Annotated in this window: 17 protein-coding genes and 1 riboswitch; of the genes, 7 read left to right on the plus strand and 10 right to left on the minus strand. The window is 71.9% G+C overall.

Annotated features, from left to right (window positions below; translation table 11 throughout):
- Positions 1-112 precede the first annotated feature (112 nt).
- From QWJ39_RS11730 to QWJ39_RS11750, 5 genes are all read left to right on the plus strand, one after another.
- Positions 113-1,021, plus strand: coding sequence for a polysaccharide deacetylase family protein (locus tag QWJ39_RS11730; protein WP_290258004.1), 909 nt, complete (start codon positions 113-115; stop codon positions 1,019-1,021).
- 104 nt (positions 1,022-1,125) lie between these two features.
- Positions 1,126-1,665: a PadR family transcriptional regulator gene (locus tag QWJ39_RS11735; protein WP_290258006.1), complete on the plus strand. Its 540-nt coding sequence runs from the start codon at positions 1,126-1,128 to the stop codon at positions 1,663-1,665.
- Positions 1,666-1,670: 5 nt separating this feature from the next.
- Positions 1,671-3,380, plus strand: coding sequence for an AarF/UbiB family protein (locus tag QWJ39_RS11740; protein WP_290258008.1), 1,710 nt, complete (start codon positions 1,671-1,673; stop codon positions 3,378-3,380).
- A 157-nt stretch (positions 3,381-3,537) separates the two neighbouring features.
- Positions 3,538-3,688, plus strand: a riboswitch (cyclic di-AMP (ydaO/yuaA leader).
- 6 nt (positions 3,689-3,694) lie between these two features.
- Complete coding sequence (locus tag QWJ39_RS11745; RefSeq protein WP_290258009.1) at positions 3,695-4,753, plus strand: glycoside hydrolase family 16 protein; 1,059 nt, start codon at positions 3,695-3,697, stop codon at positions 4,751-4,753.
- Between the two features lie 52 nt (positions 4,754-4,805).
- Positions 4,806-5,675, plus strand: a complete 870-nt coding sequence (locus tag QWJ39_RS11750) for a class II glutamine amidotransferase (protein ID WP_290258011.1) — start codon at positions 4,806-4,808, stop codon at positions 5,673-5,675.
- 92 nt (positions 5,676-5,767) lie between these two features.
- On the opposite strand, the gene QWJ39_RS11755 is transcribed toward QWJ39_RS11750, so the two are convergent.
- The 3 genes from QWJ39_RS11755 to QWJ39_RS11765 form a co-directional block, all read right to left on the minus strand.
- A complete protein-coding gene (locus QWJ39_RS11755; RefSeq protein WP_290258256.1) occupies positions 5,768-7,168 on the minus strand; it encodes an MFS transporter in 1,401 nt (466 codons plus the stop codon).
- 145 nt (positions 7,169-7,313) lie between these two features.
- The gene (locus QWJ39_RS11760; RefSeq protein ID WP_290258012.1) at positions 7,314-7,973 is read right to left on the minus strand and encodes a dihydrofolate reductase family protein; all 660 of its coding nucleotides are present in this window, start codon (positions 7,971-7,973) and stop codon (positions 7,314-7,316) included.
- 134 nt (positions 7,974-8,107) lie between these two features.
- Positions 8,108-8,854 carry a lytic transglycosylase domain-containing protein gene (locus QWJ39_RS11765; protein ID WP_290258013.1) on the minus strand — a complete coding sequence of 249 codons (747 nt, stop codon included), beginning with the start codon at positions 8,852-8,854 and terminating at the stop codon, positions 8,108-8,110.
- A gap of 215 nt (positions 8,855-9,069) precedes the next feature.
- Here QWJ39_RS11765 and QWJ39_RS11770 point away from each other — a divergent pair, with 215 nt between their 5' ends.
- Positions 9,070-9,486, plus strand: a complete 417-nt coding sequence (locus QWJ39_RS11770) for a VOC family protein (protein WP_290258015.1) — start codon at positions 9,070-9,072, stop codon at positions 9,484-9,486.
- A gap of 32 nt (positions 9,487-9,518) precedes the next feature.
- On the opposite strand, the gene QWJ39_RS11775 is transcribed toward QWJ39_RS11770, so the two are convergent.
- The 5 genes from QWJ39_RS11775 to QWJ39_RS11795 all read right to left on the minus strand — a co-directional run bounded on the left by QWJ39_RS11775 (position 9,519) and on the right by QWJ39_RS11795 (position 15,919).
- On the minus strand, positions 9,519-10,184 hold the full coding sequence (locus QWJ39_RS11775; RefSeq protein ID WP_290258017.1) for a DUF2510 domain-containing protein: 666 nt from the start codon (positions 10,182-10,184) through the stop codon (positions 9,519-9,521).
- A 209-nt stretch (positions 10,185-10,393) separates the two neighbouring features.
- Positions 10,394-11,977: a long-chain fatty acid--CoA ligase gene (locus tag QWJ39_RS11780; RefSeq protein WP_290258019.1), complete on the minus strand. Its 1,584-nt coding sequence runs from the start codon at positions 11,975-11,977 to the stop codon at positions 10,394-10,396.
- Entirely contained in the window at positions 11,974-12,597 is a 624-nt protein-coding gene (locus tag QWJ39_RS11785) for a TetR/AcrR family transcriptional regulator (RefSeq protein WP_290258021.1), read from the minus strand. The genes QWJ39_RS11780 and QWJ39_RS11785 overlap by 4 nt, the downstream gene beginning before the upstream one ends.
- Positions 12,594-14,678, minus strand: a complete 2,085-nt coding sequence (locus tag QWJ39_RS11790) for a 3-hydroxyacyl-CoA dehydrogenase NAD-binding domain-containing protein (RefSeq protein ID WP_290258022.1) — start codon at positions 14,676-14,678, stop codon at positions 12,594-12,596. The genes QWJ39_RS11785 and QWJ39_RS11790 overlap by 4 nt, the downstream gene beginning before the upstream one ends.
- A gap of 50 nt (positions 14,679-14,728) precedes the next feature.
- The gene (locus QWJ39_RS11795; protein WP_290258023.1) at positions 14,729-15,919 is read right to left on the minus strand and encodes an acyl-CoA dehydrogenase family protein; all 1,191 of its coding nucleotides are present in this window, start codon (positions 15,917-15,919) and stop codon (positions 14,729-14,731) included.
- A gap of 250 nt (positions 15,920-16,169) precedes the next feature.
- Between QWJ39_RS11795 and QWJ39_RS11800 the strand changes: the two genes are divergently transcribed.
- On the plus strand, positions 16,170-16,727 hold the full coding sequence (locus QWJ39_RS11800; protein WP_290258024.1) for a hypothetical protein: 558 nt from the start codon (positions 16,170-16,172) through the stop codon (positions 16,725-16,727).
- A gap of 15 nt (positions 16,728-16,742) precedes the next feature.
- On the opposite strand, the gene selB is transcribed toward QWJ39_RS11800, so the two are convergent.
- The gene (gene selB / locus QWJ39_RS11805; RefSeq protein ID WP_290258025.1) at positions 16,743-18,539 is read right to left on the minus strand and encodes a selenocysteine-specific translation elongation factor; all 1,797 of its coding nucleotides are present in this window, start codon (positions 18,537-18,539) and stop codon (positions 16,743-16,745) included.
- Positions 18,540-18,542: 3 nt separating this feature from the next.
- A complete protein-coding gene (gene selA, locus QWJ39_RS11810) occupies positions 18,543-19,874 on the minus strand; it encodes an L-seryl-tRNA(Sec) selenium transferase (RefSeq protein ID WP_290258026.1) in 1,332 nt (443 codons plus the stop codon).
- Between the last annotated feature and the right edge of the window lie 17 nt (positions 19,875-19,891).

A 19,891-nucleotide genomic window follows, 5' to 3' on the forward strand; every position in this document is an offset into this window, starting at 1 on the left:
GCGTCACCGGGGCGCCGGCACGCCCCGGCGTCCACTACGATGGGCGAGGTTTGAGACGGCAGGATTACGCAGACTACCCAGTAGCCGGGCCGCGAAGAGAACGGACATGCACGTGGCGTGGACCCCTGACCGGAGGTCATTCCTGGCGGCCGCTGCCGCCCTTTCCCTCGGGGCCCTGGCGGCGCTGCCGCAGGACAGCCGCCCGAAGGATCTCCGCGAGCCCGACGCAACCCCGGCCGACGGGCCTCTGGTGGAGACGGCCGGCGCCGACGCGCAGCCTGCCCCGGTCCCGGCCACGGCCCAGCCCCAGGGTGCCCCGTCCCGGGACCAGGTTATTGGGGCCTTCTCCCATCGCACCGCCGGCTACTGGGGGCTCGCCGCCCCAGGTGTGCTCTCGCGCCTGCCCGCGCCCGCCGGCGTCGCCCTGACCTTTGACTTCTGCGGCGGTACCGGCGGCAACGCCGCGGACACTGGCGTCCTCACCGAACTCCGCCGCCACGGGGTTCCGGCAACGCTGTTCCTCAACCACCGCTGGATCGCCGCCAATGCCGCCCTGGCCGCTGAACTCGCCGCGGATCCCCTCTTCGAGCTCGCCAACCATGGCACCTCACACCGGCCGCTGTCCGTGTCCGGCAAGAGCGCCTACAACATTCCGGGCACCCGCAACCCGGGCGAGGTCTACGACGAGATCATGACCAACGACGCCCGCATCGCGGAGCTCACCGGAAAGCGCCCGCTCTTCTTCCGGCCGGGGACCGCCTACCTCGACGATGTCTCCGCCCAGATCGTGCATGCCCTCGGGGTCACGCCCGTCGGCTTCTCCGTCAACGGCGACGCCGGTGCCACGCTCCCCGCCCCGGCCGTGGCCAAGGAAATCTCCGGCGCACACGCCGGGGACATCGTCATATCCCACGGCAACCACCCCGCCGGCGGGACCGCGGCCGGCCTGGCCCGCGCCCTCGATGCGATGAAGCAGCGCGGCGAGGTCTTCGTCCACCTCCCCCGGCCCGCAGCCGCCTGAGGCTCCCACCCCCGTCGCCCTATCGCCCACAGCGCAACCCTGTTGTTTCCGCATATCGGGACGTATCGTTAAGTATCGTTAGCGAACCCTTGGAGGAGAGCACCATGCGTAACTCATACCCGATGGGCGGCTTCGGCGCCCCCAGCTTTGATGGCATGTGGCAGGCCGTCGAGGACCTGCGTTCACGCTTCGAAAAGCGCACCGGCAGCCGCGCCGGCCGCGGCGAGGTCCGCTCGGCCGTACTGGCGCTCCTGGCGGAGCGGCCCATGCACGGCTACCAGATCATCCGCGAGATCGAGGAGCGCAGCAGCGGCAGCTGGAAGCCGAGCGCCGGCTCCGTCTACCCGACCCTGCAGCTGCTGGCCGACGAGGGCCTGATCCGCGCCGAGGAGTCCAACGGGCGGAAGATCTATTCCCTGACGGACGCCGGCCGCGACGAGGTCTCCGGCGGCACCTCGGCTCCCTGGGAGTCCGCCGACGCGGACCAGGCCCCCGGTTTCGGGGCACTGCCGAAGGCCGGCATCGAGCTGGCCCAGGCCGCATCCCAGGTGGGCCGCACCGGCACGCCGGAGCAGGTCAAGCAGGCCGTGGCCGTGCTGGACGAGGCGCGCCGCCGGCTGTACTCGATCCTGGCCCAGGACTGACGCGGGTGGCGGAGGCTGGCCGGGCCCGGGCGGACCCGGCGGCCGGGACCGGGAGCACCCGCGCCCGCTACCGGAGGATCCTGCGCTTCGCGGCCTGGCACCTCGCCGTGACCTGGTGGCACGAGCTGCTGCTCCCCCGCCTGGGCCTGCGACGGATCACCGAGCGCAGCCGGACCCGACGGATGATCCGCTTCGCCCGGCGCTTCCGCGCCCTGGCCGTGGAGCTGGGCGGCCTGATGATCAAAGTGGGCCAGTTCCTCTCCTCGCGCCTGGACGTCCTCCCGCCGGAGATCACCAAGGAACTCGAGGACCTCCAGGACGAGGTTCCCCCGGTCCCGTTCCCGGCCATCCGGGACCTGGCCGAGGCAGAACTGGGCACACCGCTGGAGAACATCTTCGCCGTCATCGAGGAGACGCCCATCGCCGCGGCGTCCCTCGGGCAGGCGCACCGCGCGACGCTGCTGCCCGCGGCGGCGGAGGATGCCGGCATGAGCGGCGTCGTGGTGAAGGTTCAGCGCCCCGGGATCGAGGCGATCGTCGACGTCGACCTGGCCGCCCTGCGCCGGGTGGGCGGCTGGCTGAGCCACTTCCGGCTGGTCTCGGACCGGGCGGACATGCCCTCCCTGGTGGAGGAGTTCGCCCAGACCAGCCTCGAGGAGGTCGACTACCTGCAGGAGGCGGCCAACTCCGAGCGGTTCGACGCCGACTTCGCCGGCGACGAGCGGGTGGCGGTCCCCCGCGTCGCCTGGGAACGGACCACCCGCCGGGTCCTGACCCTGGAAGACGTCACCGCCATCAAGATCACGGATACGGAGGGTCTTCGCGCCGCGGGGATCGACCCCGTGGAGGTGGCTCCGGTCTTCGCATCGGTGATGTTCGACCAGCTCTTCACCACCGGGTTCTTCCATGCCGACCCGCACCCGGGGAACATCTTCGTCACCCCGACCCCCGGCGCCGGAGGGTTGCCCTGGCGGCTGACGTTCATCGATTTCGGCATGATGGGCGAGGTGCCCCCGGGCACCCGGAGCGGGCTGCGGAAGCTGCTCATCGCGGCGGCCGCGCGCGACGGCGGAGGCCTGGTCTCGGCGATCGGCGAGATCGGGGTGCTGCTGCCCACGGCGGATACCGCCGAACTGGAGCGGGCCATGTCCCGGCTGTTCACCCGCTTCGGCGGCATGGGCTTCGCCGAACTGCGCGAGGTGGACCCGCGGGAGTTCCTGGCCTTCGCCAACGAGTTCGGCGAACTGGTCCGCTCGCTGCCGTTTCAGGTCCCGGAGAATTTCCTGCTGATTATCCGGGCGATGTCGCTCACCTCCGGGGTGTGCAGTTCCCTCGACCCGCGCTTCAACCTCTGGGACTCGGTGGAGCCGTACGCGGCACGGCTGCTGCGCGAGGAGCGCGGAAACCTCCTGCAGGACGCCGGCCGCCAGGTCTTCGACGCCGCGGCGGTGGCCTTCCGCCTGCCGCAGCGCCTCGACCGCCTGGCGGCCCGCGCCGAGGAGGGTTCCCTGACCGTGGGCAACCCCCGGCTGGAGCGCCAGGTGGCCCGGCTGGACCGCACCGTGCGCCGCGCGGTGTCCGCCATTCTCTTCGCCGCCCTGCTGATCGCCGGCGCCATTCTCCGGCACGACGATCCGGCCCTCGGGACGGTACTCCTGGCCGTCTCCGTGCTGCCGCTGCTGCATTCGGCCTGGCCGGGACGCCGCGGCCCCTGAGCCGCGCCGTTGACTCGGTTCCGGCCGCACCTCAAGCCGCCACGCGGAGGCCGGTGACTGCCGTTACTTAATTGTGATTAACCGGCTCAATGCCGTACGGTCGACGGGTGGACCGTCAACGTTGGTCCCAATTCCGTGCGTCGCTGAGCTCTGCCGCGCCCGGGATCCGCTAGATATAAGGCAGAGGCGGGGGACCCAAGTGTCCCGGGTATGGCGTTGGCCTGCCCTCGGGGTGAAGCCGTGGTGTCCCACGGCCGGATGACCTCATCCGAACCCGACAGCTAACTCCGCAGGCGTCGAGAGGTAAACCTTCCATGTCTGCACCCCAGGATCAGACGTGCGCCCCCGCGCGCCGTCGTGACCAGTCCGCTCCCTCCCCCCTTCGACGCACCGCCCTTCGGCTGAGGTCCCCCCGCGTCCTGTCCCTCGCCGCCGCGGCGGCCGTCGCCGTCGTCGGCCTCGGTTCACTCGGCCAGGCCACCCTGAACAGCCTGACCCAGGCGCAGGCGTCGGAGGTCTCCCAGGCCGCCCCCGCTTCCGCCCCGGCCTCGCCGTCGGCAACCCCGGCCGCACCGGCCAGCACCGCGGCCGCAGCCCCGTCCGCCCCGGCGACGACGGCGGCCCCCGCGCCGGCGCAGGCCGCTCCCCCGGCGGCGGCCCCCGCAGCCGTGCAGGCCGCACCGGCACCCGCCCTGGCCGTAGCCTCCACCGGCGGCCCCGCTCCCCTGGGTGTCCCCGGCAACTGGACCCTGGCCTTCAACGACGACTTCAACGGTGCCGGCCTGGATACCAACAAATGGGCCGCCTGCTGGTTCGCGCCCGGCTGCGGAACCATGAACAAGGTCAGCACCAGCCCCGCCAACGTCTCGGTCAGCAACGGCAACCTGGTCCTGAACCTGGCGTCGGCCACGTCCGGGGCGCTGGTCTCCTCCAACCCCCGCGGCGGCGCCGGCACCGGCTACCAGTTCACCACCGGCTACGTCGAGGCCCGGATCAAGTTCCCCGGCAACGCTAACGGCCTCTACAACTGGCCGGCATTCTGGTCCACCGGCCAGTCCTGGCCCGCCACCGGCGAGAACGACATCGCCGAGGTCCTCAAGGCCAAGATGACGGTCAACTACCACTCCACCAGCGGCGCCCAGAACCAGGGCGGCGTGGGGGGCAACTGGGCCAACGAGTACCACACCTTCGGCCTGCACCGGATGGCCAGCTCCTCGGACGTCTACTTCGACGGCGTCAAGGTCAAGTCCTACCCGACCAACGACGGCAACGCCCCGCAGTACCTGGTCCTGAACGTCGGTGCCTCCTCGACCAACCCGGCCTACGGCCCGGCGTCGCAGGTCCTGGTGGATTACGTCCGCGCCTGGCAGTAGCCCGGACGTACACTGGCTCCCATAACGCCGCGTAAACCACGGAGGAGCCACCATGTGCCGACTGTTCGGGCTCCACGCCGGCGCCCGAACGGTCCGCGCCACGTTTTGGCTGCTCGACGCGCCGGACAGCCTGTCCGTCCAGAGCCGGCGCGAGCCGGACGGGGCGGGCATCGGCACCTTCGACGAGTTTGGACAGCCGCACGTGGCGAAACAGCCGCTCGCGGCGTGGGAGGATCACGCCTTCGCCCGGGAGGCCAGGACGCTGCGGAGCACCACGTTCCTCGCGCATGTCCGCTACGCCAGCACCGGCGCCCACACCGTGGCCAACACCCACCCGTTCGAGCAGGACGGGCGGCTGTTCGCGCACAACGGCGCCTTCGGTGGCCTGGACCGGCTGGACGTACGGCTCGCGGAGTTCGGTGTCGCCGACCTGGTCCGGGGGCAGACGGACAGCGAACGCCTCTTCGCCCTGATCACCGCCGAAACCCGGCGGGCGGACGGCGACGTCGGCGCCGGGATCACCCACGCCGTGGCCTGGGCCGCCGCCGAACTGCCGGTGCTCAGCCTGAACCTGATCGTCACCACGGCCACGGAGCTGTGGGCGCTGCGCTACCCGGAAACCCATGAGCTGCACCTGCTGGAGCGCGATCCCGGGCGGATCCACGGCCCGGCCGCGCCGCTGGAGGCGCGCAGCCACCGCATCCACGCCCACAGCGAGGACCTCGCCGCCGGGCCGCAGGTGCTGATCGCCACCGAGCCGATGGACCACGACCCCGGCTGGCGTGCGCTGGCCCCCGGGGAAATGCTGCGGGTGGGCCCGGACCTGGCAGTCACGTCCACGTTTCCGTTCCCGGACGGGCCCCGGCACCGGCTCGACCTCTCGGATCTCAGCCCCGAGGCCGCCGCCTCGCAGCGTCCCTAGCCAGCCCCGTCCCTAGACTGCCCCGTCCCTAACAAGCCCCGTCCCTAACAAGCCCCGTCCCTCACAAGCCCCGTCCCTAACAAGCAAGGTGCCTAGCTGCGCTCCGCCACCGCGGAATCCGCGGCGTCACCGGCGTGGGCCTGCTCGGCGGGCTTCCGGCCCGTGGCGGGCATCGCGACGACGGCGACCACCGTCAGCACCGCGCCCACCAGCACCGCCAGGAACACCGCGCCGGAGGCGGTGACGACGGTCCCGGGGTTGGTGTCCCCGCCCGGGGTCCCGGCGTAGATGGCGTTGGCGACGGCGCCGAAGACCGCCACGCCGATCGAGCTGCCGATCGAACGGGCGAACAGGTTGGTGCCGGTCACCACGCCGCGTTCGTTCCATTCCACGCTGGACTGGGCGGCGATCAGCGTGGGCGTGGCGACGAGCCCCAGGCCCAGCCCCACGATGAAGCAGCTGGCCGCGACCAGCAGCACACTCGGTGAGGAGGCGGTCAACGCCAGCACCGCGGTCCCCACCACGGTGATGCTGATGCCGATCAGCGCGGTGGTCCGGAAGCCCAGGCGCAGATAGAAGCGGCCGGACTGGGAGGCGCTGATCGGCCAGCCGATGGTCAGTGCCGCGAGGGCGAGCCCGGCCAGGATCGGGGATGTGGCGATGGACCCCTCGAGGAAGGTCGGCACGTAGGAGGTCAGGCCCAGCATGACGGCGCCGACGCCGAAGGAGACCAGCGCCGTCGTCGCCAGCAGCCGGCGGGAGACCACCCACGGCGGCAGGACGGGCTCGGCCGCGCGGCGTTCCACCAGCACGAAGACGGCCAGCAGCACCGCACCGCTGGCGAAGACGCCGATGCTGGGGGCGGAGTTCCAGGCCCAGGCCTGGCCGCCCTCGAGGGCGCCGAGGATCAGCAGGGTCAGCGCCGCAGTGAGCAGCGCGGAGCCGAGGTAGTCCACGGTGTGGCCCTGGCGTTTGACGTCCTCCCGGAAGGAGCGAAGCAGCATCCAGCCGGCCAGCAGGCAGAGCGGGATGTTGACCAGGAAGATGCCCCGCCAGATGCCGAGGGTGGAGAACACGCCGCCCAGGGTGGGGCCGACGACGGAGGAGATGGCCCAGACGCTGGCGAGGTAGCCCTGCACCTTGGCCCGTTCGGTCAGGGTGTAGATATCCCCGGCTATGGTGATGGCCATCGGCTGGACCGCACCGGCGCCGAGGCCCTGCAGCACCCGGAAGGCGATCAGCGCCGGCATGCTCCAGGCGATGCCGCAGAGGATGGATCCGAGCAGGAACAGGCCGATGCCGATCAGGATGATGGGTTTGCGGCCGACCACGTCGGAGAGTTTCGCGTAGACGGGCACGGACACGGCCTGCGCCAGCAGGTAGGCGGAGAACAGCCAGGGGAAGGACGAGAAGCCGCCCACGTCGCGCACGATCGAGGGCACCGCGGTGGCCACGATCGTTGAATCGATCGCCACCAGGCCGGTCGAGAGCATCAGGGCAATGAGGATCGGTCCCCGGGTGGAGCGGAAGCCGACTCCGTCGCTTGTTGTCGTCACTGGTTTCGTTCCCGTCGTCGTCCACGCCGTACGGCGCCCGGAACCGCGCGGTTCCGAGGTCATAACTCCGGCGGGACGGGAATTAGTCCCGCGGACGCCGGGTAAAGACCAGGTGGGTGACGCCCGACGGCGAGGGCGTCGCCTCAATCTCAAAGCGCTTTTCCAAGTCTTCGAGCCCGTCCCAAAGCCGCTCCCCGCGGCCCAGGAGGATCGGCACCAGGACCAGGTGCAGGTGGTCGATCAGGTCGGCGGCGAGGAACTGCCGCACCGTGGCGACCCCGCCGCCGATCCTGACGTCCTTGCCGCCGGCGAGCTCCCGGGCACGTTCCAGCGCCTCGGCGGGGCCGGCGTCGAGGAAGTGGAACGTGGTCCCGCCCTCCATCTCCAGCACGGGCCGGGGATGGTGGGTGAGGACGACGACGGGCGTGTGGAAGACCGGATTGTCCCCCCACCAGCCCTTCCATTCCTCGTCCTGCCAGGGTCCGCGCTGGGGGCCGAACTTGTTGCGTCCCATGATTTCGGCGCCGATGCCGGGTGCCCAGGTGCCGGCGAAGGCCTCGTCGACGCCGAAGGAGGGTTCTCCGTCGCCGGGCAGGCCCATGGCGCGGAAGGTGCGGGTGCCGAACGCCCACTGCATCAGCCGGGTACCGGCGTGGCCGAAGGGCGCTTCGAGGCTTTGGCCCTCGCCCGTGCCGTAGCCGTCCAGGGAGATCGAGAAATTGTGTACGCGGACGAGGGACATGTGAGCTCCTTGGCGGGTGGCCGGGTTTCCGAGCCCACTCTAGGAGCGGCGGGCGGTCCGCTCAAGGACTTCGGAGCCGCGGCCTCCCCGGGCGGGGCCCCAGCGCCGTCCGGTGCGCCGCCTTGGCGGGCCTCTCAGCCCTGGGCGGCGGCCTGCGCTGCGTAGACGGTTGCCCGAGCCTGGACGTTGCGGATGTAGGCGTCGGACTGGTTATAGGCGTAGATGGCGTCGGTCCAGCCGCGCGGGGTGGTGAGGTCCCGGCCGTGGCCGCAAAGGTAGTCGGCGGCGCTAAGGGCGGCGTCGTCGATGTTGAAGGGATCGGCGACGCCGTCGCCGCTGCCGTCCCGGCCCGCCAGCCGCCAGGTAGAGGGGATGAACTGCATGGGTCCGACGGCGTGGTCCCAGTGCGGGTCGCCGTCGAGCGCACCGCCGTCGGTGTCCGGGATCGCGGCGAACCCGTCGCCGTTGAGGCTGGGCCCGACGACCGGGCCGCTGACCTGGCCGGCCGCGTTGAGGCTGCCTCCGCCGTAGCTCCCGTGCGCCGTTTCGACGAAGCCGATCGCCGCGATGGTGTTCCAACCGATGCCGCAGCCGGGGGTGGTGGCGTTCGCGGTGACCGCGGCGGCGACGTAGGCCCGCAGCGCCCGGGCCGGGATACCGGTTCGTGCGGCGGCGCCGGTTAGCCACTGCGCATCCGGGCTGGGGGTGACGTTGACCGCCGTGGTGATGTCGGCGCCCTCGAGTTTCGCTACCGCGCTTGGCGGCGCGGCGACGGCGGTCCGGATGCCCTCGCCGGACCGGCCCACCGCCCAGAACGAGAAACCGGCGATGACGGCCACGGCCAGCAGGCCGAAGACGAGGAGGCGTTTGAGTCGGAGCACCGACTAATCAAACCATCCGGCACCGACGTCGGAAGACTCCGCGCCCGGGTTGTGGGCCACGCCCGTGCGCCGCCTCCCGGCACCGCGTCCTCCGAAGCGTCCCGGGACCCCTGTCCGTGACGGCGGCGCGTTGCTAGCATAGGCGCGGACGCCGCCGACACCCGGCGGGGCGTCCGCATCCCGGAGTCCCACCCCCGTCCGCAAGGAGAACCGCCATGGCCACACACCTCAACCCCTACCTGAGCTTCCGCGACAACGCCCGCGAGGCCATGGAGTTCTACCGCGATGTTTTCGGCGGCCAGTTGACCGTGAGCACCTTCGCGGACTTCCAGGCCAGCCAGGATCCGTCGGAGGACACCTTGGTGATGCACGCCCAGTTGGAGTCCCCCAGCGGGTTCGTCCTGATGGGGTCCGACACCCCGGCGCGGATGGACTACACCCCGGGCAACACCTTCAGCGTCTCGCTCAGCGGCGACGAGGACGCGGAACTGCGCGGCTACTGGGACAAGCTCTCCCAGGACGGCACCGTCACGATGCCACTGTCCATGTCTCCCTGGGGCGACGCGTTCGGCATGTGCAACGACAAGTATGGCGTCGCCTGGCTGGTCAACATCGCCGGGAAGAAGGCCTAAGCCCCGACGCCGGGAGCGGCGTCGCCGGAGACTCAGATGATGGTGTGCCCGGCGACGGCGGTGATCAGCGTGGAGACCTTGATGCCGATGAGTGCGGCCGTCAGGACGATCATGCCGAGGGTCACCCAGACGGGCGCCAGCCCGCGGCGGGGAGCGGCCTCGTGCACCACCACTGATCGGCCGATCACGTAGAGCTCCCGGCTGAGGAAGACCCAGGCCCAGTGGAACGGGCGGACCACGCCGTCGCGGCGCAGCTTCTGCCAGTCGAGGTAGGCCAGCACGGCGGACACGGCGTAGATGATCAGGCCGGTGCCCAGAGCCAGCAGGTAGGGCAGGGTGAGGATCGACGCCGGGTCCATGGTTTGCACCCGTCGCAACCCCGTCGTCCTGGTCCGCAGGACGGGATTCCAAAATGCCAGGCTGATCAGCGGGATGATCGGCAGGGTGGCGATCAGCCAGATGAACGGGTTGTAGACCGGGGTGGACGGGCTGATCTGCGGGCGCACGGTGCGGTACGGGTTTGCAGGGGCGCCCGGGTGCCCCGCGCTGAGGTGCCCCGCACTGAGGTAGCCGGTCCAGGCCGTCCCGTCCCACCAGCGCAGGTAACCGGATCCCGCAGGGTCCGCGTACCAGCCCGGCGCGGGCAGGTTACCGGGTGCGCCGTACCCGGCGTTTGGGGTGCTTGGCGGGACAGTCATGGCCGGTCCTTCTCGAGCTGTTCGGGGTATCTCCCCCGAACCATACCGTGCGCCACCATCTGGTGGTGTCGAGCCCATTGTCGACCTGCAGAGTGGGAATCCGGTGGACGGGCGCTGACAGGACGCTGCATGTTGCCGCGCCCCTCACCCGTCCCCGCCGCCGTCGTCCGCCTTCTAACGACGCCGTCTCCCTACAACCCGTCGTCCCCTTACGCCTTACCGCCCGCCAGCGTGCGACGCAGTTCCCGCTTGAGCACCTTATGGCTTGGCCCCAGCGGGAATTCGCCGGTGAACCGGACATGCCGGGGGTACTTGTGCTTGGCCAGGTGCTGCTGGCTCCAGTCGATGATGTCCTGCTCGGTGGGCGGGTTCCCGGCGTGCGCGGGGTCCAGCACCACGACGGCGCAGACCTCTTCGCCGCGCAGTTCATCGGGCAGTCCGACGACGGCCACCTGGGCGATGGCAGGGTGCCGGGAGAGCACCTCCTCCACCTCGCGCGGGTAGACGTTGTAGCCGGAGCGGATGATGACGTCCTTGGTCCGGTCCACCACGTAGATGAAGCCGTCCTCGTCCATGGTGCCGAGGTCGCCGGTGCGGAACCAGCCGTCCACCATGGCCTCGCGCGTGGCCTCCGGGTTGTTCAGGTACCCGGCGAAGACGTTGTGGCCGCGGACCAGAATCTCCCCTAGTTCGCCCGAGGGCATGGGGACCACGCGCTCCGGCTCGCGGTGGTCGGCGATGGTGACCTCCACGCCCCAGACCGCCTGGCCCACGCTTCCGGGCCGCGCGCCGGCGTGCGGCGTGTTGGTGGAGACCACCGGAGAGGTCTCCGAAAGGCCGTACCCCTCGTAGATGGTGACGTCGAAGGCGGCGTTGAATTTCTCCATCACGGCCAGCGGCATCGGCGCGCCGCCGGAGACGCAGAGCCGCAGCGTGGGCAGGTCGGGCCGGCCTTCGGCGGCGGCGAGCAGCTGCATGTACATCGTCGGGACGCCGTGGAAGATGTCCACCTGATGCGTGGTGATGAGCTCCAGCGCCGCCTCGCCGGTGAATTTGGGCAGCAGCACCAGGGTGCCGCCCAGCCGGAACAGGGCGTTCATGCTGGCGGTCTGCCCGAAGACGTGGAACAGGGGCAGGCAGCCGAGGGCGACGTCGCTGGAGCGGACGTCGTTGGCGTCGACGGCGGAGACGGTGGCGTTCATGACCATGTTCAGGTGCGTCAGGATGGCGCCCTTCGGACGGCCCGTGGTGCCGGAAGTGTAGAAGATGACCGCCGGGTCCTCCGCTTCACGGCTCACGTAGGTCTCGCGTCCGCCGGGGGCCTCGGGGTCGAGGTGCCGGACGCCGTCGTCGCCGTTCCGGCCCGTCGCGCCCGGGCCCGGTCCGCCGTCGGCCGCCGCGGGGCCGACCAGCAGGAGGGGAATCCCGGCCTCCCCCGCCGCCTGCCGTCCCACCTCGAGGAACGCCGGGTGGCAGAGGAGCGCCGTGGCGCCGCTGTCGCGGAGCACCTGAATGACTTCCCGGACGGTCAGCAGCAGGTGCACGGGCACCACCACCCCGCCGGTTGCCTGGATGGCGTAATAGGCGGCGGGGAATTCGACGACGTTGGGGGCCATCAGTCCCACCACGTCCCCGGGGCGGACCCCGGCGGCCTCCAGCTGGCCGGCGTAGCTGAGGGCCTGCCGCCACAGGGTGGCGTAGGAATAGGACCTGCCCCCGCTGATCACGGCCGTCTTGTCCGGGTACTTGCGGGCGGATTCGGCCAGGATCGAAGCGAGCGACAACGCTGTCATGGGTTCTGCTTTCTCTCGTGTTCACGTCCGGTGAGGGGTCCGGCCAGGACGGCCGTCAGGGTGTGCTCCAGGACCGCCCGGGCCTGCTCCGGGGACTGCCCCAGATGGTCCCGCAGCAGTTTCCAGGTGGCCCAGTCCGCCGCGGCGCAGACGGAGAGGACCGTGCGGGTGCGGTGTTCCGGGTCCAGGGCGGCCAGTTCCGCGTCGAACAGCCGTTCGACGTCGACCCTGATCCGGTCCAGGTTCCCGCGCAGGTTCTCCTGCAGCGCCGCGGAGAAGGGCCGCTGCACGTCCGCCGCCCGCGCCAGCGGCGCCAGGGCTTCCAGCACGGCGGCGCGCTGGGCGCAGTAGGCCGCCATCCGCTCCCCCAGCGGGAGCCCCGCCGGGACGGGTGCGACGCCGGCGTCCTGGTCGTCCAGTTGGCGGGCGGCCGTCGCGGCCATGAGGCTCTCCAGGTCCTTGAAGTGGTCCCAGAGGGCACGGACCGAGACTCCGGCCCGGGCCGCGATCTGCCGGGCCGAGGGTTTGAGTTCGCCGTCCCGGAGGAGGGCCATGTGGGCGTCGCGGATGACCTGCCGGGTCCGCAGGGTCCGTGCGTTGCGTCCGTCGGTGGCGGTCATGCGCCGGCGAGGAACCCGGCCGGGAGCAGCGTGGCGTCGCCGGTCTGCTCGGCGTAGTGCCGCAGCCGTTCGGCGACGTACCCGTGTCCCACGTGGCCGGCGTACCAGAGGGGTCCGCCGCGGTAGGCGGGCCAGTTGTAGCCCTTGACCCAGATGACGTCGATGTCCCCGGCGCGCTCGGCGATGCCCTCGGCCAGGATCCGGGCGCCCTCGTTGATCATCGGGAACAGCAGCCGCTCGAGGATCTCGGCGTCGGAGAGGTCCCGCCGGGTGACTCCCTGGGTGTGGGAGACCTCGACGATCAGGCGTTCCACCTCGGGGTCCTCGCGGCCCTCCCGCCCGTCGTAGGCGTAGTATCCGGCGCCGGTTTTCTGGCCGAACCGCCCCGCCTCGCAGAGCGCGTCGGAGACCGGGGCGGTGGTGCCCTCGGCCTTGCGGTTGCGCCACCCGATGTCCAGGCCGGCCATGTCCCCCATCTCGAAGGGACCCATCCGGAATCCGAAGTCCTTGAGGACCCGGTCCACCTGGCCCGGGAGCGCCCCCTCCAGCAGCAGCTGCTCGGCCTGCGCGGAACGGACCTCCAGCATCCGGTTGCCAACGAATCCGTGGCAGACCCCGACGACGACCGGCGTCTTGCCGATCCGGCGCGCCGTGGCGACCCCGGTGGCCAGGGCCGCGGCGTCGGTGGCGGCCCCGCGCACCACCTCCACCAGCGGCATGACGTTGGCAGGGCTGAAGAAGTGCAGGCCGAGCACCCGGGACCGCAGGCGGGTGCCCGCGGCGATGACGTCGATGCTCAGGTAGGAGGTGTTGGAGGCGAGGATGCAGTCGGGAGGGACTACGGCGTCCAGCGCGGCGAAGATCCCCTGCTTGACGCCCAGGTCCTCGTAGGCGGCCTCAATAACCAGGTCGACGTCGGCGACGTCCCCGTAGTCGAGGCTACCGGTGATGAGGGACCGCAGTGCCGCGGCGTCCCCCTCGCTCCGGCTGCCGCGGGAGACGGACACGGCGAGGTTCTTGTCCACCTGGACGAGGCCGCGGTCCAGGGCGGAGCGTTCGGCTTCGACCACCGTGACGGGGATGCCGGCGGAGGCCAGTGCCATGGCAATGCCGCCGCCCATGGTCCCCGCGCCCACCACCCCGGCCCGGCGCACGGGCCGGGCCGCCTCCGGGTCCAGGCCGGCCGGGCGGCGGGCCGCACGTTCGGCGGCGAAGAGGTGCCGCTGGGCCGCCGATTCTTCGCTGGCGAGCCGTTCCTGGAACTTCTCCCGCTCCACCTCCAGCCCGCGGTCGAAGGACTCCTCGATGCCGGCCGCGACGGCGTCCACCGCGGCACGGGCGGCGAACGGGTCCTTGGCCTTGCCGAGCGCCGCCCCGGCGAGCCGTTCCACCGTGCCGGGGGCAGCGGCCGCCTCAGCAATCCTGTCCTCCCGGTCCCGGGTGCGCCGCGCCGGCAGGGCATTGACCCGGGCGATGGCGTCCGTGACGGCGCGGGGCGCGCCGGGGTCTTCCGCCACCGCGTCGACCAGCCCGTCGCGGAGCGCATCGGCCGCGGTGACGTCCTTGCCCGTGAGAATCATGGAAAGGGCACGGTGGGGACCCACCAGGCGGGGCAGCCTGACGGTGCCACCGGCTCCGGGGATCAGGCCCAGCGTGATTTCCGGCAGTCCAAGCCGGGCCTCAGGGGCGGCGATCCGGGCGTGCGCGGCCATGGCGAGTTCCAGCCCCCCGCCCAGGGCCACGCCGGTGATCCCGGCGATGACGGGCTTCGGGAAGTCCTCCACCTGGGCCACCAGTGCCCGGAGGTCGGGGGCGTCCGCCTGGCCGGGTTGCCCGGCGCCGGCAACTTCTGGTTCAGTGCTCTTGAACTCGGTGATGTCCGCGCCCGCGGAGAAGGCCCGTGGCTGGCCGAGCAGCAGGACGGCGGTGACGTCCGGGTCGGCGGCGGCGCGGTCCAGCGCGGCAGCCAGCGCACGGCGCAGGTCCCGCCCCAGGGCGTTGACGCTGCCGCTGCGCATGGTCAGGCGCGCGACGCCGTCCGCTACTGAGACGTCGACGATTCGATCTGCAGGTTCGCCCACGGGGTGCCTGCCTTTCTGCCGGTGGCCGAGGCCGTTCCGGCGTGGAGGGGTCAGCTGAAGGCGGAGATGCCGGTGATGTCGCGGCCCACCAGGAGGGACTGGATGGAGTCGGTGCCCTCGTAGGTACTGACCACGTCCATGTCGGTCATGTGGCGGGCGACGTGCCGCTCCAGGAGGATGCCGTTGCCGGCCAGCATGTCGCGGGCCTCGGCGCAGATCCACTTGGCCTTCTGCGCGGTGGACATTTTGACCATGGACGCCATCGGCCCGGTCAGCCGCCCGGACTCGGCCAGTTCGGCCATCCGGTGGCACATCAGCTGCATGGCGGTCAGTTCGCTGAGCATGTTGGCGAGCTTGTTCTGCACCAGCTGGAAGGAGCCGATCGGCCGGCCGAACTGTTCCCGGTCCAGCGCGTAGCGGGCGGCGATCTCGTAGGCGGCCATGCCGTGGCCCATGGCCTCCCAGGCGGCGCCGCCGCGGGTGGCGGACAGGACGGTGGTGACGTCCTTGAAGGAGGCGCAGTTCTCCAGCCGGTTTTCTGCCGGGATGCGGAGGTTGTCAATGACGATATCGGCCTGCTGGATGGCGCGCTTGCCGATCTTGCCGGTGATGACGGTGGGTTGGTAGCCATTCGGGTGGTTGCCGTCGTCGTCCCTTTCCAGGACAAACGCCTTCACCCGCCCGTCGGCGTCGTCGCGGGCGAAGATGACGACGACGTCGGCCATGTGGCCGTTGCCGATCCACCGTTTGTGGCCGTTGAGGATGTAGCTGTCCCCGTCCCGTCGGGCGGAGGTTTCCAGGGCGACGGAGTCGGAGCCGTGCAGCGGTTCGGTGAGGGCGAAGGCGCCGATCTTCTCCATGGCCGCCATGGCGGGGAGCCAGCGGCGGCGTTGGTCCTCGGAGCCGAGCATGTTGATGCTGCCCATGGCCAGGCTCGAGTGGACCCCGACGAAGGTGTTGATTGAGCCGTCGCCGCGGGCGATCTCGCGGGCCACGATGCCGGCGGCGCGGCGGCTCAGTCCCGGGCAGCCGTAGCCCCGGATGGTGCTGCCGATGATGCCCAGCCCCGCCAGGCCTGGAATCAGTCCGGAGGGGAACTCGGCCCGCTCCCAGTGGTCGTTGATGACGGGAAGGATGTCCGCCTCGACGAAGGCCCGGACCCGGTCCCGCAGCCCGCGTTCCTCCGCGGAGAGTTCGTCGTCGAGCAGGAAGTAATCACTGGTGATCTCCGGTCCGGACACTGCGGGGCTCCTTTGCCTAGGGGTGTGCGGCCCCTGCGATCCAGGTCACATCGGGGCAACAATTTGCATCGTAACTGCAAATTGTTGGCAGCCCAAGGGTTTGGCCGCGGCGTTCCGGATGACGGACCGGTTCCGCCGTCGTCCGCCCCGTCCCGCCAGTGCGCGGCGGATCCCCTGCCGGATCACAGCATCCGCCCAGTCTTCTGCCCTTTACTTGGGGCGGAAACATCCAGTTTTGAGGAGAAATACCGTGGACGAACAGAGCTACCCGGAGGGCGCCGGCCAGGCCCCCGGCACCCCGCCCTATGGCCCCACCACGCCGCCCACCATGCCGGTGCCGCACACCGGGCCGGCTGCACCGAATGCCGGGCCGGTTACATCGAACGCGGGGCCGCAGCCGGTGTCGTCGGCCCCGGCGGCCCCGGTGTGGGGAACCCCGGGCCCGGCCTACCCGGGCAACGGGTCCGCAGGTCCCGGTACCCCCGGTCCCGGAATCCCGGGCCCCGGCGCCCCCGGCCCGGGACGGCCCGCCAAGAAATCCTGGTGGAGCCTGCCGAAGGTCCTGGTGGCTGCCGGTCTCGCGGTGTTGCTCGCCGGGGGCGGCGGCGCCGCGATTGGGTACTCGATGGGCAAGACGGACGCGGCGCACCAGGCCGCACAGCGGTTCCAGAACGGCCGCCAGGGCGGCTTCAACGGCCAGGGCCGGCGCGGCGGCGGGCAGGGCCAGCCGACGGGACCGGGCTCACAAAACGGTTCCCAGGACGGTGCCCAGGGTGGTGGCACCCCGAGCGGCGGCACCAACCCGTAGCCCGGCCGGAGCGGGTCAGCGCACCACGGTACGGTGACCCGCGTCCAGGCGCCGGGTCCAGCCCCGGGAATCAAGGTGTTCCAGGAGCGGGATGGCCACCCGGCGGGTCGTGTCGAGCGCCTGCCGGGCCTGGCTGGTGGTGAACGGCTGGTCCAGGCGAGCCAGCGCGCGCATGGCAAGGGCCGGCGCGGCGGGCAGCAGCACCACCCCGTCCCGCAGCCGCAGCAGCCGCCCGGCGCGTTCGGCCGCGGCCAGTTCGCGGTTGCCCAGGCCCAACCGGGCGAGGTCGTCGGCCTCCGGGGCGTGGAACGGGTCCGCGGTCAACCGGCGTTCGATCTCGGCGACGGCGGTCTCGGCGGCGCCGAGATCGTCACGGCTGCCGGGCACCCGGATGTGGCCGGCGTCGGCCTCCAGCGTGGCCCCCTCGATCACGTGGGGCAGCAGCCGTTCGTCCGGCAGGTTCAGCAGGCCGGCCGCGGCCCCCATGGAGAGCCCGGGAGCCAGCGGGTCCCGTTGCCGAAGCTCCTCGACGGCCGCGCGCAGCCGCTGCTGCCATGCCTCCAGGACGGGGGCGTGCACCCACCAGTCCCCCACCACGTGGATGTCGTCAAACCCCGCGGGGTCCTGGCCGGTCAGCAGTCCCAGCCGCCGCAGGTGGTCCTCCCGGACCGCGCCGCGGGCCGCGACCGAGCCGGGGAGGTCGCCGGCGGGGTCCATCGCGGCCAGCCGCCTCGCCCATTTCGCCCCATCGCCGCGGCGCTCCAGTGCGGGCGGGTCGGCGTCGAGAATGCGGGCGCCGCCCAGGACGGAGTGCCGGCCGGGGTCCCGCAGCACCAGCCGGTCCCCCAGCACCAGCGGCAGCGCCCGGTCGAGCACCAGGCGGGCAAGGTCGGCTCCGAACGGACGCAGCCGGGCCGGGACCGCGGCGCTTCCCACGTGCACCATGATGTTCTCCGGCACCTCCGTGTACTCCAGGCCCGATGCGCGTTGGATGCCGACGACGGCGGTGGTGGGCCAGGCGTCCGGGGTGACCAGGACGTCGCCCCGGTGGATTTCGGCGGGGCCGACGTCGCGGAGGTTCAAGGCCACCCGGCTGACCGGTTCCACCGAGGTCCGTGCCGTGTCGCAGCTTTGCAGCCCGCGGATGGTCACCGGCCGTGCGGTGGCGTCCCCGAGGAGCATCAGCCGGTCCCCGCGGGCCAGGGTTCCGGCGGCCAGGGTCCCCGTCACCACGGTCCCGGAGCCGGTGATGGTGAAGGACCGGTCCACCCAGAGCCGCACCCGTCCGGTCAGGGTGGGCGCCGGCACCCGGGCGAGGACGTCGTCGAGCGCGGCCCGCAGCTCGTCCAGTCCGGTGCCGTCGATGGCGGCGACGGCGACGGCGGGCGCGTCGCGCAGGCCGGTTCCGGCGAGCTCCGCACGGGTCCTTGCCAGGACCTCGGCGCGGCGCTGCTCCGAGGCCCGGTCGGACCGGCTCAGGACGATCACGCCGTGCTCGATGCCGAGTGCCAGGACGGCGTCCCGGTGGTCACCGGACTGCGCCTGCCACCCCTCGTCGGCGGCCACCACAAAGCAGACCACGGGCGCGGGCCCGATGCCGGCGAGCATGTTCCCGAGGAACCGCTCATGTCCCGGAACGTCCACGAAGGCGACATCCCGGCCGGAAGGCAGCGCGGTCCAGGCGTAGCCCAGGTCGATGGTCAGCCCGCGGCGGCGCTCCTCTTCCCAACGGTCCGGTTCCATTCCCGTGAGGGCGCGGACCAGGGTGCTTTTGCCGGAATCAACGTGTCCGGCCGTGGCAATGACGTGCATGGGTCAGGCGTCGCCCCCGGCACCGGCGGCAGCGAACGCTGCCCGGGCCTGGCGGACTGCGTCGAGGATCCGGTCGTCGTCGGCGGCGGGCACGCAGCGGAGGTCGATCAGGCAGGCGCCGTCGTGAACCCGCGGCAGCACGGCCGGGGTGCCGGTACGCAGCGGCCCGGCGAGTCGTTCCGGCAGCCGCAGTGCCCAGCCCGGCAGCGGCACGCCGGGGGCACCGCCGCCGCCGACCCTGCCGTCGTGGGCCACAACCGGCACGTCGAGGGCCGCGGCGAGACGGTCCGTGCGCCGGCGCAGCTCGTCGGCGTCGGCGTGCAGGGCCTGGGACACGGGCGTGGCGCCGGCGGTCACGGTGGCTTCGAGGGCGGCGAGGGCGAGCTTGTCGGCGCGGACAGCGCGGGCGAGCGGGTGCCGGGCCAGCCTGTCGATGATGTCCTTGCGGCCCAGCAGCAGGCCCGCCTGGGGGCCGCCCAGGAGCTTGTCGCCGCTGGCGATCACGACGTCGGCGCCGTCCAGGAGTGCCGAGGTCACGTCGGGCTCGTCGGGCAGCAGGGGGTCCGGGGCCAGCAGTCCGCTGCCGAGGTCGGCCACCAGGGGAACGTCGCCGGACCGGGTAAGCCGGCTCAGTTCCCGGACCGGGACGGCTGAGGTGAACCCGTCGACCCGGAAGTTGCTGGGGTGGACCTTGAGCACGCACCCCGTCTGCGGTCCGATGGCGTCCGCGTAGTCGGCCAGGTGTGTCCGGTTCGTGGTGCCGACCTCACGCAGCACGGCGCCGGTGGATTCCATCAGGTCCGTCAGCCGGAAGCCGGCGCCGATTTCGACCAGTTCGCCGCGGCTCAGGACCACTTCCCTGCCGGCCGCCAGGGCAGTGGTGGCCAGGACGAGGGCTGCCGCTCCGTTGTTGACCACCAGCGCGGCCTCCGCGGCGGGGCAGGCCGCGAGCAGCGCCGCCCGGGCGCCGGCTCCCCTGCTGGAGCGGCTGCCGTCCCGGAGGTCGAGTTCGACGTCGACGTAGCCGCTGGCGGCGATGAGGGCTTCCTTTGCGGCGTCCGAGAGCGGGGCGCGTCCGAGGTTGGTGTGGACGATGACCCCGGTGGCGTTGAGCACCGGCCGCAGGGTTGTGGCACGGCGGGCGTTCACCTCCGCCGTCAGCGTCGATTCCACCTGGCCGGGGGCCAGTTCGCCGCGCCGGGCCCGGTCCTGGACGTCCCGGATCATTTCGCGGATGACGTGGCCGCCGAGCCGTCCGGCGGCCTCCCGGATGGCGGGCAGGGCAAGCAGGTCGTTCGTCCGCGGAATATGCCGCCGGGGGTCGGTCTGGTCCACGGTCCTCCTCGGCCGGC

It is taken from the genome of Arthrobacter sp. YD4 (assembly GCF_030410515.1).
In the GTDB taxonomy this organism is placed as follows: domain Bacteria; phylum Actinomycetota; class Actinomycetes; order Actinomycetales; family Micrococcaceae; genus Arthrobacter.